Annotated in this window: 16 protein-coding genes and 2 tRNA genes; 9 read left to right on the top strand and 9 right to left on the bottom strand. The window is 51.0% G+C overall.

Going from position 1 to position 15,507, the window contains the following annotated elements; translation table 11 throughout:
• The first annotated feature begins 1 nt into the window (after nucleotide 1).
• From ROJ03_RS09685 to ROJ03_RS09665, 5 genes are all read left to right on the top strand, one after another.
• The gene (locus ROJ03_RS09685; RefSeq protein WP_313726840.1) at nucleotides 2-922 is read left to right on the top strand and encodes a sugar ABC transporter permease; all 921 of its coding nucleotides are present in this window, start codon (nucleotides 2-4) and stop codon (nucleotides 920-922) included.
• Between the two features lie 4 nt (nucleotides 923-926).
• Nucleotides 927-1,775, top strand: coding sequence for a carbohydrate ABC transporter permease (locus ROJ03_RS09680; RefSeq protein ID WP_313726839.1), 849 nt, complete (start codon nucleotides 927-929; stop codon nucleotides 1,773-1,775).
• Nucleotides 1,776-1,806: 31 nt separating this feature from the next.
• The gene (locus ROJ03_RS09675) at nucleotides 1,807-3,087 is read left to right on the top strand and encodes an extracellular solute-binding protein (protein ID WP_313726838.1); all 1,281 of its coding nucleotides are present in this window, start codon (nucleotides 1,807-1,809) and stop codon (nucleotides 3,085-3,087) included.
• 74 nt (nucleotides 3,088-3,161) lie between these two features.
• Entirely contained in the window at nucleotides 3,162-4,055 is an 894-nt protein-coding gene (locus tag ROJ03_RS09670) for a glycoside hydrolase family 43 protein (protein WP_313726837.1), read from the top strand.
• A gap of 10 nt (nucleotides 4,056-4,065) precedes the next feature.
• Nucleotides 4,066-6,120: a hypothetical protein gene (locus tag ROJ03_RS09665; protein ID WP_313726836.1), complete on the top strand. Its 2,055-nt coding sequence runs from the start codon at nucleotides 4,066-4,068 to the stop codon at nucleotides 6,118-6,120.
• A gap of 61 nt (nucleotides 6,121-6,181) precedes the next feature.
• On the opposite strand, the gene ROJ03_RS09660 is transcribed toward ROJ03_RS09665, so the two are convergent.
• Nucleotides 6,182-6,255: transfer RNA gene (locus ROJ03_RS09660), tRNA-Arg, on the bottom strand.
• 225 nt (nucleotides 6,256-6,480) lie between these two features.
• On the opposite strand from ROJ03_RS09660, the gene ROJ03_RS09655 reads away from it, so the two are divergent.
• Together ROJ03_RS09655 and ROJ03_RS09650 are read left to right on the top strand one after the other, a co-directional pair.
• Complete coding sequence (locus ROJ03_RS09655) at nucleotides 6,481-7,098, top strand: superoxide dismutase (protein WP_313726835.1); 618 nt, start codon at nucleotides 6,481-6,483, stop codon at nucleotides 7,096-7,098.
• A 382-nt stretch (nucleotides 7,099-7,480) separates the two neighbouring features.
• Nucleotides 7,481-7,756 carry a DUF4032 domain-containing protein gene (locus ROJ03_RS09650; RefSeq protein ID WP_313726834.1) on the top strand — a complete coding sequence of 92 codons (276 nt, stop codon included), beginning with the start codon at nucleotides 7,481-7,483 and terminating at the stop codon, nucleotides 7,754-7,756.
• 97 nt (nucleotides 7,757-7,853) lie between these two features.
• Here the strand turns inward: ROJ03_RS09650 and ROJ03_RS09645 are convergent, their stop codons facing one another.
• The 7 genes from ROJ03_RS09645 to ROJ03_RS09615 form a co-directional block, all read right to left on the bottom strand.
• Complete coding sequence (locus ROJ03_RS09645; RefSeq protein WP_313726833.1) at nucleotides 7,854-9,335, bottom strand: tripartite tricarboxylate transporter permease; 1,482 nt, start codon at nucleotides 9,333-9,335, stop codon at nucleotides 7,854-7,856.
• Nucleotides 9,336-9,353: 18 nt separating this feature from the next.
• Complete coding sequence (locus tag ROJ03_RS09640) at nucleotides 9,354-9,806, bottom strand: tripartite tricarboxylate transporter TctB family protein (protein WP_313726832.1); 453 nt, start codon at nucleotides 9,804-9,806, stop codon at nucleotides 9,354-9,356.
• Between the two features lie 69 nt (nucleotides 9,807-9,875).
• Nucleotides 9,876-10,847 (bottom strand): tripartite tricarboxylate transporter substrate binding protein, encoded by a 972-nt coding sequence (locus ROJ03_RS09635; RefSeq protein ID WP_313726831.1) that lies wholly within the window; start codon nucleotides 10,845-10,847, stop codon nucleotides 9,876-9,878.
• Between the two features lie 42 nt (nucleotides 10,848-10,889).
• On the bottom strand, nucleotides 10,890-11,525 hold the full coding sequence (locus ROJ03_RS09630) for a bifunctional 4-hydroxy-2-oxoglutarate aldolase/2-dehydro-3-deoxy-phosphogluconate aldolase (protein WP_313726830.1): 636 nt from the start codon (nucleotides 11,523-11,525) through the stop codon (nucleotides 10,890-10,892).
• Between the two features lie 10 nt (nucleotides 11,526-11,535).
• On the bottom strand, nucleotides 11,536-12,486 hold the full coding sequence (locus tag ROJ03_RS09625; protein ID WP_313726829.1) for a sugar kinase: 951 nt from the start codon (nucleotides 12,484-12,486) through the stop codon (nucleotides 11,536-11,538).
• Between the two features lie 9 nt (nucleotides 12,487-12,495).
• Nucleotides 12,496-13,275, bottom strand: a complete 780-nt coding sequence (locus tag ROJ03_RS09620) for an IclR family transcriptional regulator (protein WP_313726828.1) — start codon at nucleotides 13,273-13,275, stop codon at nucleotides 12,496-12,498.
• A gap of 527 nt (nucleotides 13,276-13,802) precedes the next feature.
• Nucleotides 13,803-13,875: transfer RNA gene (locus ROJ03_RS09615), tRNA-Pro, on the bottom strand.
• A 57-nt stretch (nucleotides 13,876-13,932) separates the two neighbouring features.
• On the opposite strand from ROJ03_RS09615, the gene nth reads away from it, so the two are divergent.
• On the top strand, nucleotides 13,933-14,580 hold the full coding sequence (gene nth, locus ROJ03_RS09610; protein ID WP_313726827.1) for an endonuclease III: 648 nt from the start codon (nucleotides 13,933-13,935) through the stop codon (nucleotides 14,578-14,580).
• On the opposite strand, the gene ROJ03_RS09605 is transcribed toward nth, so the two are convergent.
• Nucleotides 14,525-14,971: a hypothetical protein gene (locus ROJ03_RS09605; protein ID WP_313726826.1), complete on the bottom strand. Its 447-nt coding sequence runs from the start codon at nucleotides 14,969-14,971 to the stop codon at nucleotides 14,525-14,527. The two genes, nth and ROJ03_RS09605, sit on opposite strands and share 56 nt — an antisense overlap.
• Before the next feature lie 236 nt (nucleotides 14,972-15,207).
• On the opposite strand from ROJ03_RS09605, the gene rpmB reads away from it, so the two are divergent.
• Nucleotides 15,208-15,438, top strand: coding sequence for a 50S ribosomal protein L28 (rpmB, locus tag ROJ03_RS09600; RefSeq protein ID WP_313726825.1), 231 nt, complete (start codon nucleotides 15,208-15,210; stop codon nucleotides 15,436-15,438).
• The last annotated feature ends 69 nt before the right edge of the window (nucleotides 15,439-15,507 follow it).

Below are 15,507 nucleotides of genomic sequence, written 5' to 3'. Positions count from 1 at the left end.
CATGACCAGAAAGAGACTATTGCAGGAAAACCTCACTTCCTATGCATTTCTCACCCCGTGGCTGATAGGCTTTTTTGCCTTGACCCTCTATCCCATGTTTTATTCCCTCTACCTGTCATTCACCCAATTCAACATTCGCCAGCCTCCCCAATGGGTGGGGCTGCGTAACTACATCGTCATGTTCACCGGCAGTGAGCAGTTCCCTCGTGATGAGAGGTTTTTCAACTCCCTTCTGGTAACCTTCAAGTTTGTGTTTACCTCGGTACCTCTGAAGCTTCTCTTTGCCTTGGCTGTTGCGATGCTGATGAACAAGAAGCTCAAGCTGATAGGCATGTACCGCGCCCTCTACTATATTCCCACCCTCCTGGGAGGGTCGGTGGCAATAGCTGTGTTGTGGCGCAGGATCTTCGCAGGGGATGGCCTTCTCAACCTGATCCTGGAGAGGCTGTTCCACCTCACCGACCTCCCTGCCTGGATCTCAAACCCCAAATACTCGCTCTCTACCTTGATCTTGTTGGCAGTGTGGCAATTTGGGTCGCCCATGATTATTTTCCTTGCAGGCCTGCAGCAGATTCCCAAGGAGTACTATGAGGCATCGAGTGTCGATGGGGCGGGCAAGGTCAGGCAGTTCATCTGGATCACCCTGCCAAGCCTTTCGCCCATCATCTTCTTTAACCTGGTCATGCAGATGATCAGCGCCTTCCAGTCCTTTACCCAGGCCTTCATTGTCTCCAACGGCTCTGGTGGGCCTTTGGACTCCACCATGTTCTACAGCCTCTATCTCTATATCAAGGGGTTCGGCTTCTCCGAGATGGGGTATGCCGCTGCCATGGCCTGGGTACTGCTTATCATCATCGCAGCCATCACGGCTATCTTTTTCAAGAGTTCAGGTTCCCTGATCTCATACGGAAGCGGGGAGTAGGGCGATGCAGAAAAAAGCAAAAGACCGGATCTACAGTGTGGGCATCAATCTCTTTATCATAGCCCTGGGCCTTGGCATGCTCTATCCCATCCTTTGGCTGGTGGCGGCATCCTTCAAGCAGAGCAATACCATCTTCAGTGACCCTGGGCTCTTTCCCAAGGCCTTTACGCTGGAAAACTACCATAAGGGGTGGGCGGGGATCGGCATTGTCGGGTTCGGTACCTTTTTCAGGAATAGCTTTACGATCTGCCTGCTCAGTGCCGCAGCCAACGCCATGTTCTGTTCCCTTACTGCCTATGCCTTTGCCCGGCTGAAGTTCATTGGAAAGCGTGTCTGGTTTGCCCTGATGATGGTCACCCTGATGTTGCCCACCCATGTGACGACCATTCCCCGGTATATCATTTTTCGCTCCTTCGGGTGGGTCAATACGTTTTTGCCCATCATTGTGCCAAAATTCTTTGCAACCGATGCATTTTTCATCTTTTTGCTGGTGCAGTTCATCCGTGGCCTCCCTAAGGATATCGATGATTCTGCCCTGATAGACGGATGTGGAAGGTTTGGTATCTATGCAAAGATAATCATGCCCCTGACCCTTCCTGCGATCATCACGACGGTGCTGTTTACCTTCCTCTGGACCTGGGATGATTTCTTTAACCAACTGCTCTACCTGACCTCCCCAAACAACTATACCGTCCCCATGGGCCTCAGGCTCTTTCTCGACTCGTCGGGGATGTCATCCTGGGGGCCGATGTTCGCCATGTCTGTTGTCTCTCTCATACCGGCATTTGTCCTGTTTTTCTCCTTGCAAAAATATTTTGTACGGGGAATCGCTACTACTGGAATCAAGGGATAGTATTGTCCCTTAATCATTAAGGAGGCTTGAAATGAAAAGAATCTTATTGACGATGGCCATTCTCATGGTGACAGTCACTATGGTTTTCGCTGCTGGTGTTCCTGAGACCCAGAAATCTGCTGCAGGACCGACAGTCATCCGTTGGGCGTATTGGGGAAGTGGGGAACGGGTAACGATCAGCCAACAGGCGATCGATCTCTATCAGAGCCGGAACCCCGGTGTCGTGATCAACCCTGAGGTTTCAGGTGGTGCAGGCGATCACTTTGTGAAGGTCGATACCCAGCTTGCAGGTGGCAATGGCCCGGACATCATCCAGATGGGAGGAAACATCTACGATTATGCCAAGGTCCTGCTTCCTTTGGATGCGTATGCAGGAAGCGAGCTGAACACTGCAGTCATCGACCCAAGTGCCATTGCTTCCGGGACAATCGAAGGAAAGCTGCTTGGTGTCTCAACTGGCGTAACAATGCCGGCCCTGGTCTTCAACAAGTCCTTGATCGAGCGTTCAGGGGCCCCTCAGCCGAAGCTCTCGATGACCTATGCTGAGTTCCGCGACTACCTGGTGCTGCTCAAGTCAAAGCTGCCCAAGGGTGTCTATCCTATGCAGGACATCGGGGTGATGTCTACCAACTCCACTCCTTTCGGCTACTGGGCCCGTTTCAATGGGACCCCCCTCTATACCGCTGCCACCGCTTCGACCGGTGTCTCTGCAGAGGCCGCCCAGAAATATCTTGAGCTGTTCCAGGACTATCGTGCCAATGGCCTCATTCCTCCAGCCGAGATCGCAAGTGGCTTTGCCGAAAGCAATGCTGACAGCTCTGCCCTGATCGCAGGAAAAGCTGCCATCGCATTTTTGTACACCAACCAGCTTGGTGGGTATCAGGCAGCCACAACCGATGAGCTTAGGCTCATGGAGTTCCCCGGCGCTGCGGCTACCAAGGCCCTGTGGCAGGCCCCCAGCCAGTTCTACACGGTCAACAAGGATTCGAAGAATGCAAAGGAGACCATCAAGTTCATCAACTTCCTGGTCAATGATCCCGATGCCGCCAAGATTCTTGGCAGCAACCGTGGAGCCTCCGCTTCCTCTTCGGCCCGTGCTTCGGGTGCCAGCTCTCCGGCAGACCAGAGAGTGCTTGACTACATGCAGGTCGCAGGACCTCACTCATCCTTGGAGACCGACCACGTCCCCAACGACACAGAATTCAACAGCACCCTCTTTCTCATCTATCAGAGAGTTGCCTTTGGCCAGGTTACCCCTGTCCAAGGGGGAAAGCAGATCAACGAACTGCTTCTCCGCATGATCGCAAAATAACGAGATTGCTTTCTAGTTCTGAGGGGAGCAATCCCCTCAGAATTCCCTGTCCTAGAAAAACCAAAGGAAACTGCATGGTTACCAGAAACGATATCCAGATCCGTGACCCCTTCATCTTTGTAGTGCCAGAAACAGGGACCTACTACCTGTTCGGCACAACGGACAAGAACCCGTGGAACCAGAAAGGGGAGGGCTTTGATGCCTACCGAAGCCAAGACCTTGAGAGCTGGGAGGGTCCTTTCAGGGTCTTTACCCCTGAGCCTGGGTTTTGGGGAACCCATGATTTCTGGGCCCCAGAGGTCCACTTCTTTGCAAACCGATACTATCTTTTGGCAACCTTTACCTCGCCCTCGCACACCCGGGGGACCCAGATCCTTGTTTCAGATGCTATCTTGGGCCCCTATCTGCCAGTGGTAAACCAAGCCATCACCCCAAAAGCCTGGGAGTGCCTCGATGGGACGCTCCATGTCGATGCCAAGGGAAGGCCCTGGATGGTATTTTGCCACGAATGGGTCCAGGCCAACGATGGGGAGATCTGGGCAATGCAATTGGACAATGAGCTTACCCATGGTGTTGGCGAGCCTCTCTTGTTGTTCAAGGCCTCTGAAGCCAACTGGACAAGGAGCCTTCTGCGTAGGGATGGCTCAGGTCTCAAGGATGCACATGTTACTGATGGACCCTTTCTTTATCGGCAATCTGATGGTAAACTCACCATGTTGTGGTCAAGCCTTGGAGAGAAGGGCTATGCTATGGGATGTGCTGTTTCTGACAATGGGCTGGTAACTGGCCCCTGGAGGCAGATCCAACAACCTCTCATTGATGGTGATGGCGGGCATGGCATGGTATTCTGCGATCTGCAGGGGGATCTTCAGGTTACCTACCACACCCCGAATAAGACTCCCTTTGAACGTTTTGTCTTCCACCAAGTACATGAATCCCCTGATGGCCTGGTAATCACTACCGAGTAGGAGTTGTGCCATGAGCAGCATTGATAGGAAACACCTGGTTAGCCGTCATAATCCCTGTCTTCTTGGGTGGGATCCTGCTACTCCGCTATCGGTAGGGAATGGGGATTTTGTCTTTACCCCCGACTGCACCGGCCTGCAGTCCTTTTCTGAGACCCCCCCTGGCACCATTCCCCGTTGTACCATGAGCACCTGGGCCTTCCATAGCTACCCTGATGCACCGAAGGATTCCCATAAGCTGAAAATGCAGGAGTTCCAGGTAGGGGAGAGGAGTGTCGGCTACATGACCGACCCAACTGGCCAGGAAGCGTTGTTCAACTCCCTGCGGGTCAATCCCCATCGTTTCAACCTTGGCAAGATAGCCCTGATCAGTGGCTCTGACCCTTTGCAGGAAAGCTCTGTCCATGAGGCTCACCAGGAGCTGAAGCTCTATACTGGGGAACTGGAGAGCTTCTTCAAGCTCTCCAGGAAGCCTGTATCGGTGAGGACAGTCTGCCATCCCCAGCTGGATATGGTTTCCCTCAGAATGGAATCGCCCTTGTTCAGGGAGGGCAAGCTTGGCCTGGATATTTCCTTCCCCTACGCCTCCCACCTGATCGATGGTTCTGACTGGGGGGCTGTGGATGCCCATGTATCGGACATCACAGCCCTGCAAAAGAATTTCTTCCGCATCGACAGGGCTATGGATGCAACTGGCTACTCTGTCTACCTGTCATTTCCGAAGAATCGGGCCATCAAGATTATTCACAAGAAAAAGCATCAATGGACGTTCTTTGGAGACAGTGAGGTGATGGAAGCTTCCATCCTGTTTGTCCAGGACGATAGCATATCCACCCTGCCTACCTTTGCCGCAACGAAGACCGAAAGTGCCGTTCACTGGCAGAAGTTCTGGACAGAAGGTGCTGCCGTTTCATTCTGGGGGAGTTCGGACCTTCGTGCCCTTGAACTGGAAAGGCGGATAATCTTGTCAGAGTACCTTACAGCGATCCAGTGTCTGGGTTCCTTGCCACCTCAGGAGACAGGGCTCACCTGCAATAGCTGGTATGGGAAGTTCCATCTGGAGATGCACCCCTGGCATGCTGCCCAGGCTATCTTGTGGGACCGTCCTTCCCTGGTGGAACAAAGCCTCTCCTGGTATCGGTCTATTCTGGAATCTGCGAAAGAGAGAGCTTCACAGCAAGGGTATGAGGGGGCTCGCTGGCCCAAGATGACCGACCCGAAGGGGGAGGATAGTCCTTCTGCTATTGGTCCTTTCCTCTGCTGGCAACAGCCGCATATCATCTATTTTGCTGAATTGCTCTACCGTCAGGACCCTAGCCCTGAGATATTGGAGAGGTATGCTGAGCTGGTCTTTGCAACTGCAATCTTCATGGCTGACTATGCCCAGTGGGATGAAGAGACCTCTCGGTTTGTCCTCGGGCCTCCGCTCATTCCTGCACAGGAGAACCACAGCCCTACCGATACCCTGAACCCTACCTTTGAGCTGGAATACTGGAGATGGGGTCTAGAGACTGCCATTGCCTGGAAAAAAAGGGTAAAGCAAGAAGTTCCCAACCAGTGGAAAAGGGTGATTGACCAGCTCAGCCCCTGCCCGATCGATACAAGGTCCAACAGGTATCTTGCCCATGAGAGGTGTAGTGATACCTATGATAGATCAGCGTCCGATCACCCATCCCTGTTGTTCGCCTATGGGTTCCTTCCGGGTCATTCCATCGATGTCCAGACTATGGGCAACTCGTTTGACTCGGTTCTGGTCCACTGGCATTTCGAGACGATGTGGGGATGGGACTTCCCTGCCATGGCAATGACCCTTGCTAGGCTCGGACGGCCCCATGATGCCGTTGACATTCTTTTGCTGGACTCCCCGAAAAACACCTATCTCCCCAATGGCCACAACCGTCAGGGTTCTTCACAGGACCTTCCCCTGTACCTTCCTGGAAATGGGGCCTTGCTCCTGGCCATTGCCATGATGGCAGGGGGTTGGGATGGTTCAGACACCCAGGCCCCAGGCTTTCCCAAAGGCCATGGCTGGAAGGTGGAGAGTGAAGGGTTGCATAGCTACATCTAGCAGGGTTCCATTCAAGACAAAAAAACCACCAGTAAGGACTGAAATCCTTTTGGTGGTCTAGTACGCCAAGTAGGAATCGAACCTACGACCTACTGCTTAGAAGGCAGTTGCTCTATCCAACTGAGCTATTGGCGCATGGTAAGCACATATATGTGCTGGAAACTATGAAACAATATCTCAAATCAAAAAAAAGGTAAAGATGTATCAGAGTATTTGTGGGAATCCTCAGTGCTCATACTATGATGCTATCAATAAAGTTGTGCAAAATGCCTTTGTAGGACTTGCCCTATAAAGAAATTATGAGTATAGTAGAGGTAATCCTAGTGGATAACTAGGAATTAAGAGACTTGGAGGTTTTTTATGTTTACACAATATGCACTCTCATATGGATTCGATCTGCTTGAGCCATATATTGATGAACTTACCATGCTTACCCACTACACCAAACACCATGCAGGATATACAACCAATCTCAATGCTGCCATTGAGAAGGACCCTTCCCTGAACAAGAAGACCATTGAACAGATTCTCGGAAACCTTGATGCCATTGCCGATGAGAAGCTTCGCACTACCATCCGCAACAATGGTGGAGGTTTCTATAACCATAACCTGTATTTCTCTACCATGTCACCGACCGGAAGCAGGAGCCCCTCAGGTGCCCTAGAGGCCCAGATCAGAAAGGATTTTGGATCGTTTGACGCTTTGAAGGATTCCCTTGGCAAGGCAGCCATAGGGCGCTTCGGTTCAGGCTGGGCATTCCTCTCCCTCACCAAGGACGGGAAGCTTGTAGTAAACTCCTATCCGAACCAGGATAATCCCCTGATGGACAAGAAGGGGGATACCCCGATCCTTGGCATTGATGTATGGGAACATGCCTACTACCTCAAGTACAAGAACCTTAGGGGTGACTATGTATCTGCTTTCTGGAATGTCCTTGACTGGGATAGTGTAGGAGCCATTTTCGATAAGAGCAGGTAATACCTTCATCTCCATTTTTTTCAGTTTTCCCTCCCCTCTGAGTATTCAAAGGGGAGGGTTTTTTACGTAGCACAAATCTGTGATATAAACATACAAACTGTAGGTAAGTGCCAGTAAAACAACTGTATATTACAAAAAGATGACGGAACAATGCAATATCATAGTGGCTTACTCGCTTGCAAAGCCTGCCTAATATTGATATAGTTGTGTTATAAGATAAAGAACAAAAAAAGAGGAGAATTGTATGAACAATAATGACAAAAACAAAAAAGAAAGTATTGATTTCCTGATTAAGAACACGGATATGTTCTTGGATTCAGATTATGATAAACTTGCGTCACATATCGAAGGCCATCGTTATTTCCTGGGAAAGAACTTGAATATGAACATTACTTGGGATGAGGCAACCTATTCCTGGATGAGCAACATCTATCAGCCCATCAGCCAGGTGATGCAGAACTGGACTACCCAGATGAGTTTCCCCGGAAGACGCAGGGCTGATGTATTCTTTGAGATCTGTGACCACCTCTACTTCCTGAGTGTAGAGAAGGGCAGGGAAGTAAACGTCTATGAAGCTGTCCTCAGCTATGATGCAAACTTCGGAAAGGCCCTTGGCCGCTTTATGGCAAAACTGCTCGCTTCACGAAGCGTAGCATAACAATATATACGTAGACTCTCCATAAGCAAGAAGGCGGCCTTGAAAGGTCGCCTTCTTGCTGTTTGGAGCGCATCATACATTTTTTATAGGGTTTTGGTCAGGCGTTTTGCATCCGCCTCTTCTTCAGGAAAGCTGTCACATAGGGCATGGCAAGGGTAAAGATGGTCAGTATCAGGAAAACCCATGCGATGGGGGAGTTGAAGAAGATAGAGTAGCTTCCCTCGCTCATCAGAAGGGCCCTTCGGAAGTTTGCCTCTGCCATCGGACCAAGGATAAGGCCCAGAACTGCAGGGGATACCGAGAAGTCTGCTTTCTGCAGGAAATATCCCAGGATACCAAAGAAGAGCATTACCCCAACATCAAAGAAGCTCGTGTTGATCGCATAGGAGCCTACCACACAGAGGATGAAGATCATCGGTGTCAGGATGGACTTGGGAACAGAGAGTACCTTCACAAAGAGCTTGAGGCTTGAAAGACCGAGCACAAGCATGGTCAGGTTGGCAATGAACATCCCAAGGAAAATCGAATAGACCAAGGTTGTGTGTTCGGTGAATAGGAGCGGCCCTGGCTGCAAGCCCTGTACGGTGAGCGCTCCGATAAGGATTGCTGCGACAGCGTCCCCGGGGACACCCATGGTTAGCATGGGGATGAGAGCTCCTCCTGTCACACCGTTGTTGCCACCCTCTGGGGCTGCAATGCCTTCGGTGATTCCTGTTCCGAAGAGTTCAGGATGCCTGGATATCCGCTTGGCCTGACTGTAGGAGACGAAGGCACCGATCTCAGCCCCTGCACCAGGTACGATGCCAATGATCGTGCCAATGACGCCGCTTAAGGGTGCTGTCTTGAGGATGATTTTCCAGTCTGCCTTGGTCGGCCAGACTTTGGAGACCTTCTGCGAAACCTCATCGGGAGTAAAGATGTTTTCGATCGTAGAGAATGCCTGGGACATGGCAAAGAGGCCGATCATGACAGGGATGAAGGACATGCCGCTGAGTAGGTTGATGTTGTGGAAGGTAAAGCGGGCATACCCTGTAATGCTGTCGATGCCGATGAACGAGATCGAGATGCCCAAGGCACCACAGAGAACACCCTTTGCAAGGGAGTTGCCTGAGATGCTGGCGATAATGCTCAAGCCGAAGACCGCCAGCAAGAAGAACTCGGGGGCGCTGAAACGGAGGGCGAGCTTGGCAAGCTGTGGGGATATGAGCCAGAGGGCGGTTACGCTGACCAAGCCTCCCAGGAATGAGGAGACTGTGGAGATGCCAAGGGCCCTTCCACTCTCCCCCCGTTTGGAGAACTCATACCCATCCAGGACCGTTGCAGCCGCTGCAGGGGTCCCGGGAGTCCTGAGCAGGATAGCCGAGATGGAACCCCCATAGATGGCTCCAACATAGACCCCTATAAGCAGGAGGATGCCTGGGGTTGCCTCCATGCCAAAGGTAAGGGGGAGCACCAGGGCAACACCCATGGTAGCTGTCAGGCCTGGAAGGGCACCTATGCAGATGCCGGTAAATACTCCCAGAATGATGAAGAAAAAGATTTGTACCGTAAATACATTGGTTAAGACTTCAAGTAACATACTATATTTCCCCTTTCCCTAGAGTACTAGGCCGAAGCGCATCGGCACATTGAGCACCAAACCAAAGAGAAAGTAGATCGCCAAGGTGAAGAGCAAGCTGATAACTGCACACTTCCACCAGGACCTCTTACTGAACCATCGTATATAGAGATAAAGCATGACAGTCGTGGTTGTTATGAACCCAACCATTGGTAGCAGTACCGTATAGACTACCAAGCCTGCCATGGTGATATAGACATTGATGATGTTTTTTGACCGTAGGTCGATTTTGGAATCAAGCTTGGGGCCCGCTATCAGGGTTGTGATGAGCAAGGCAACAGCTGAAATGATTATCAAGGCAGCAATGATAAAAGGAAAAATTCCAGGTCCTGGGACCCCATGGTTGCTAGGGGGAAAGGTGAGTGATAGTGCAATGATGAGCAGTGCAAAGGCGGTAAATACGCCGGAAACGATAAAGTTTGCTTTTCTCATGGTTGAAATCCTTTGGGATCGAATATTCCAAACCACAGCACTGCTGTGGTTTGGATACTGACAAATTTCTTACTGCTGCTTGAGGCCAAGCTCATTGATAAGGGCCTTGAACATATCGTTGTCAACGACCAGCTTCTTCCCATAGGAAGGGCCGTCCATGACATCGATGATATTGTTGGTGGACTTCATGAAGGCGACGAAGGAATCAGAGGCAGCTGCCTTGTTGAAGATGGAATAGATCTTGTCTACGATAGGCTGGGGGGTATCCTTGGGAACTCCAAGACCTCTCCAGGTACCGATGGCAACATCATAGCCAAGCTCTTTTGCTGTGGGGATGTTGGGTGTTGCGGCAATTCTTTCAGGAGCAAGAACTGCAAGGACTCTCAGGTTCCCTGCGGCAACCTGGGCGGCGACTTCAGCATAGCTGACGGTGATGGCATCGATGTGTCCACCGAGCAAGCTTGTGGTTGCTGGGGCAGCACCATCAAACGGAATGTGGTTGAAGGTGACTCCAGCTGTCTTTGCAAGACCCGCTGCAGCAAGGTGCCAGATGGCTCCGACACCGGAGTTACCGATCTTCATGGTCTTGGTCTTGGATGCTTCGATGAACTCGTTAAGGGTTTTCCAAGGAGCATCAGCCTTGACGGTGATAGCACTGTATGCACTGTTTACCATCATGATGGGCTTGAACTGATCAAAGTAGAGACCGGCACCTGTTCCTGTGTGGGGAAGGGTGACCAGCTCAACGGTGATCATGGTGATGACGCTACCGTCTGCCTTGGCATTGGCTCCATAGGACATTCCTACGGCTCCACCACCACCAGTGCGGTTCTCAACGGTTATGTTCTTGGGAAAGGAAGCCTTTGCAGCATCGGCCAGAGCGCGGCATACAAGGTCGGTTCCACCACCGGCAGCATAGGGGACGATGAGAGAGACAGGTCCGCTAGGATAGGAATCGGCACTGACTTCAGCAGTCCCTTGTGCAAAGGCTGAACCCATAACCAATACTAGGAGAGCGAGAAAAACAGCAAGTTTTTTCATTTTCTTACCTCTTTTTTTTATTTTCATGCAAACTGCACGAATTTACACATGTTGGACCAACGAGACAAATTGCTCTGCACGTTGGCGTATCGTTGCAAAATCCCCTGCCTTGGCAAGCGTGGGATTTGCCAGAAAGGACCCGACCCCGACGGCAAAGGAACCTGCTTTCATGAATGCTGCAGTGTTCTCCAGGGAGACGCCTCCCACAGGTAGCAGCTTCATTCCCGAAAAGGGACCGAGGAGGTCCTTGATGTACTGGGGGCCCACTGACCCTGCTGGAAATACCTTCAGGAGTTCTGCACCGCTTTGATGAGCCAGGAGCAACTCAGTTGGGGTGAATATTCCAGGAATTGGGAGCACATCCCTGTCCAGGCAGTATGCGATCACCTTGACATCAAGACAGGGAGCAAGAACGAACTGGGCCCCTGCATCGATGGCTTTCCTGGCATCCTCCATGTCCAAGACCGTACCTGCACCGACAAACAGATCCTCACTCTCCCGAGCCTGGGTTATCATTGCCAGGGCCCCTGGGGTGTTCATCGTTATTTCCAGGCACCGGATTCCCCCTTCATAGAGGGCCTTAATGACCTCCAGGGAGGCCTGGGTCTCTATGCCCCTGATGATTGAGATTACTTTGCTCTGTCCGATGGCATGCAATACTACGTTCCGGTTGTTCATACCAATGCTCCTATCTTCTCGCTTCTTGGGTGTTGGAAAACATCCTGTCAAAGGCCTTCCTATTGGGGAGCCCCTCAAAATCGCCATAACTGGATACTGCCAGAGCCCCCATCATGGCCCCCATCTTCCCACAGGTCTCTATGCTCTTGCCTTCCAGCAAGCCGGAGATGAAGCCTGCATTGAATGCATCTCCAGCACCTATGCTGTCAACAACCGTAACAGGGTAGGGAGGGATGGAACATTCAGATTCACAATCTGCAACATATGCACCCTTTGCACCTTGCTTGATCCCGATCCAGCGAACCCCACGGTTTCTCAAGGAAGTGACGATCTGTCTGGGCTCTGCTGTGCCTAGCAGCAGAGCTGCCTCATCATCGCCAAGCAGCACGATGTCGGAAAGGGAGAGCAGAGGCTCCAGTGTTTTTTTGGCCTGCTGCTCGCTCCACAGCTTGCGTCGGATGTTGGGGTCAAAGCAGACAAGCACCCCATGCTCCCTTGCCAATTTGACTGCTGCAAGGACCGTCTGCTCACAACTCTCGCTCAAGGCTGGGGTGATACCGGAAATAAGCAGGATCTTTGCCTGTGCAATATACTGCCTGTCCAGTTCATCAGCCTTGAAGGTGCTGGCAGCAGAGTTGCTTCGGTAATAGAATACCGAGGAATCCTTGTCGTTGCTGAACTGCTTGAACATGATGCCTGTAGGATGGGTCTCGGAAATGAGGACCGAGGAGACATCGACATTCTCCCCCCTCAGTTCCCTCAGTATGAACTGGCCAAACTCATCATCACCCAGTTTGCTGAGCCATCCACTCTTGTGCCCAAGCTTTGCAAGACCCACGGCGACATTGCTCTCTGCCCCTGCCACCACTTTGGCGAACTGCTCAACATAGCGCAGGGCCGTATGGGTATTGGGAATGAATGCAACCATGGTCTCTCCGATAGTAACGACTTCAACTCTCATCAGATGCTCCTAACTATAATTCCACTGATTGTGGTTGTCAGTGATGATTCTCTCAATTTCAAGCTTTGCTTCAAGAATGTATGCCTTGAATTCCAATTCCCGTTGTTCATCGTAGCGAAAGGTCGGCACTGCTATGCTCATCCCTGCCACGATCCGGTCCTGATAGCAGATGGGAACTGCCACACACTGTATTCCTGTGGTTGATTCTCCTTTTTCATAGGAGAATCCGGTCCTTCGGATTTCGGCAAGCTCTTTGTTCAATGCCTCGACATCTGCAATGGTATGGGAGGTGATCTGCTTGAGCTTTCCCGTGGGGTAGAATGCCTCGATCTCTTCAGGGGAAAACTGGCTAAGCAGGGCTTTCCCATATCCTGTTGAGTAGGCAGGGAGCTTGTTCCCTGGATTTGATACCACCCGGAATTTGGAATAGTGGTCGGCCTTCACCAGATACAGGACATCAAGGTTGGAAAGGACCCCAAAATAGAGGGTCTCGCAGGTTTTCTCAGAAACATACAACAATACTTCCTTGATCTTATCGAGGATATCAGCGTCATCGACAAACTTGTTGCCCAGGACAAACAGCCTCTCTCCCAAAGCGAATCGCTGTTCCCGCGTATTTGCCTTGAGGTAGTTTCGTTGCGAAAGGGTTGCAAGCAAGGGGTGGATACTGCTTTTGGGTACTTCCAGGACCTTTGCTATCTCGCTGAGGGAGATTCCCTCAGGGTGGGCGGCAACGGTTTCGAGGATATCGAGAATTCTATTCGTGGTGCGGTGAGTAACAGTAGTCACTATTTCTCCTTACTGTCCGTATATACGAATGCTATTCGTAATTACGACTACAACCCAAGTATATACCCTGTTTTTTACTATTTGCAAGAAATTTTTGAATTGTTTTTTTGATCGTGTTGTTGTCACCAGAACAGTGCCAGGATGCTCCGTTGTGGAAACGTGGTACCTGGGGACGAACAGATGCTGTAGCTGTAGAGCCCTGGATTGAAGGTTTGCAGGGTAGGCCTGGGCCCAAAAAGAGCTTCAGGCCGGTAACCAGATAGGAAATTACATCGATAATCCCATCCAAACCGTAGTACCAGAACCAAAGCTTGGTGATCCATACGTGGTCGATGGACCAACGTTCTTTCCATGGCGCAGGTTGGCTTTGCTCTGACGGATTAGATGCAAGGGGTTCGGTTCTTGGGTATGAAGCTCCTGATCTGAGCCATAAAAGAGGGGGGAATAAAAATTGGCAACCTGTTTGTTGATTGTAGTCACAAACACATTGCCAAGCTTTTGAAGAAGAGTAACAGTAGATACACTAGTCGGGGCGAAAGGACTTGAACCTTCGATTTCCTGCTCCCAAAGCAGGCGCCTTAGCCACTAGGCAACGCCCCGAAACCTAATGGAGTATACGCACTTGAGCTTGATAGCGTCAAGGGGTATTATGAAACTATGAACAAATTGCAAAAAAAGGCAGCTGCTGTATATACAATATTGGATGAACTCCATCCACCCCATATCCAGTTCCTGGAGCAACGTGACCCTTTCCGGTTTATGATAAGCGTCATTCTCTCAGCCCAGACCACCGATAGGATCGTCAACATAGTAAGTGGGCCCCTGTTCGAACGCTTTCCGACGGTGGAGGCTCTGGCCGCGGCACCGTTGGAAGAGGTGGAAGAGATCATCTTCCCCACAGGCTTCTATAGGATGAAGGCGAAGAACATCACCTCCTGTGCCCAGGCTCTGGTAGGCAAGGAGATTCCCTCCACCATGGAGGAGTTGATCCAGCTACCCGGTGTTGGACGAAAGACCGCCAGCTGTGTGTTGGGGGACATCTATGGCAAACCTGCCATCATTGTCGACACCCATTTTGGTAGGGTTGTCTACCGACTGGGCCTGGTTGATACCAAGGATCCCGAAAAGATCGAGAAGCAGATAGCATCCTTGTTGGAGGAGAAGAAGCAATACCGCTTCTCGATGACGGCCAACATGTTTGGCCGTACAGTCTGTCATGCGAAGAAGCCGGGATGCAAGGATTGTCCGCTCAGACCTCTTTGCCCCTCTGCAGATGCTTTTCTGAAAGCGTCCGCCAAAGAGTGAGGTTGCCCTGTCTTTCGACCTCGACAAGGGCGAGACGGAGGTCGTTGATGGCGGGGATTTCAGCCTCATACTCAAGCTTCTCATCGCCTAGGTAGATACCGCTGTAGGAATGGCTTACCCCCAGTTCCTCTCGAATCTGTCTGAGAGCTTCCTCGGGTACAGGGAAATGGAGGCTCTGTTCTGCATAGGCTGCTGTGCCCTGGACCGGTAGGGGTAGGGGGGGGCAGCTTACCAGTTTCGAAAGGGAGGTATCTGCTGTCTCCCCAAGGAGAATGCAGCTCTCCTGGGCCCTGAAAGAGCTGTTGCCACTCTTGCTGTAGAGTGTCCTTCTGATGAGGTTGAGTTTGAGCCTTACCTGTTGAGGTAACAGCAGTGCATAGTAGACTGGCATATTTTGAGCATAACAACAAACTTCGCTTGCTTCAAGATTGAATTGTTTGAAAAGATGGGTCCTTTGTCTTTACACAAAAGTCATTATCTGGTAATTTGGCTAAGGTTGAAGTCCTAATCGCAATAACCTTGCAATTATGCTCACGGGTAAGCCGTTGCCCGTGCAAGGATAGCCATGACTTTGACAGGCCCCATTTGGCCAACGAATGAATTTATTTGGATAAGGTGGATATAGCTATGGCTCGTAGATGTGAGATTTGCGGAAAAGGAACGGTTGCAGGAAATAGTGTTCCGAGAAAAGGTCAGGCCAAGAAGAAAGGCGGCGTAGGCCAACACATTGGCGTAACCACAAAGCGTACATTCCGTCCTAATCTTGTGACAGTTAAGACCTTGATCAAGGGTGCACCACGCACTATCAAGATTTGTACTCGTTGCCTTAGGAGTGGAAAGGTCGAGAAGCTCGTATAACCCTACGGTATACGGTACTTGACAGATGAAGAGCCCTCAAGGGGCTCTTTTTCCATATACGGACACCTC

It is taken from the genome of Sphaerochaeta sp. PS (assembly GCF_032144095.1).
Classification (GTDB): Bacteria; Spirochaetota; Spirochaetia; order Sphaerochaetales; family Sphaerochaetaceae; genus Sphaerochaeta.
This window is presented reverse-complemented; position numbering and strand designations above follow the sequence as displayed.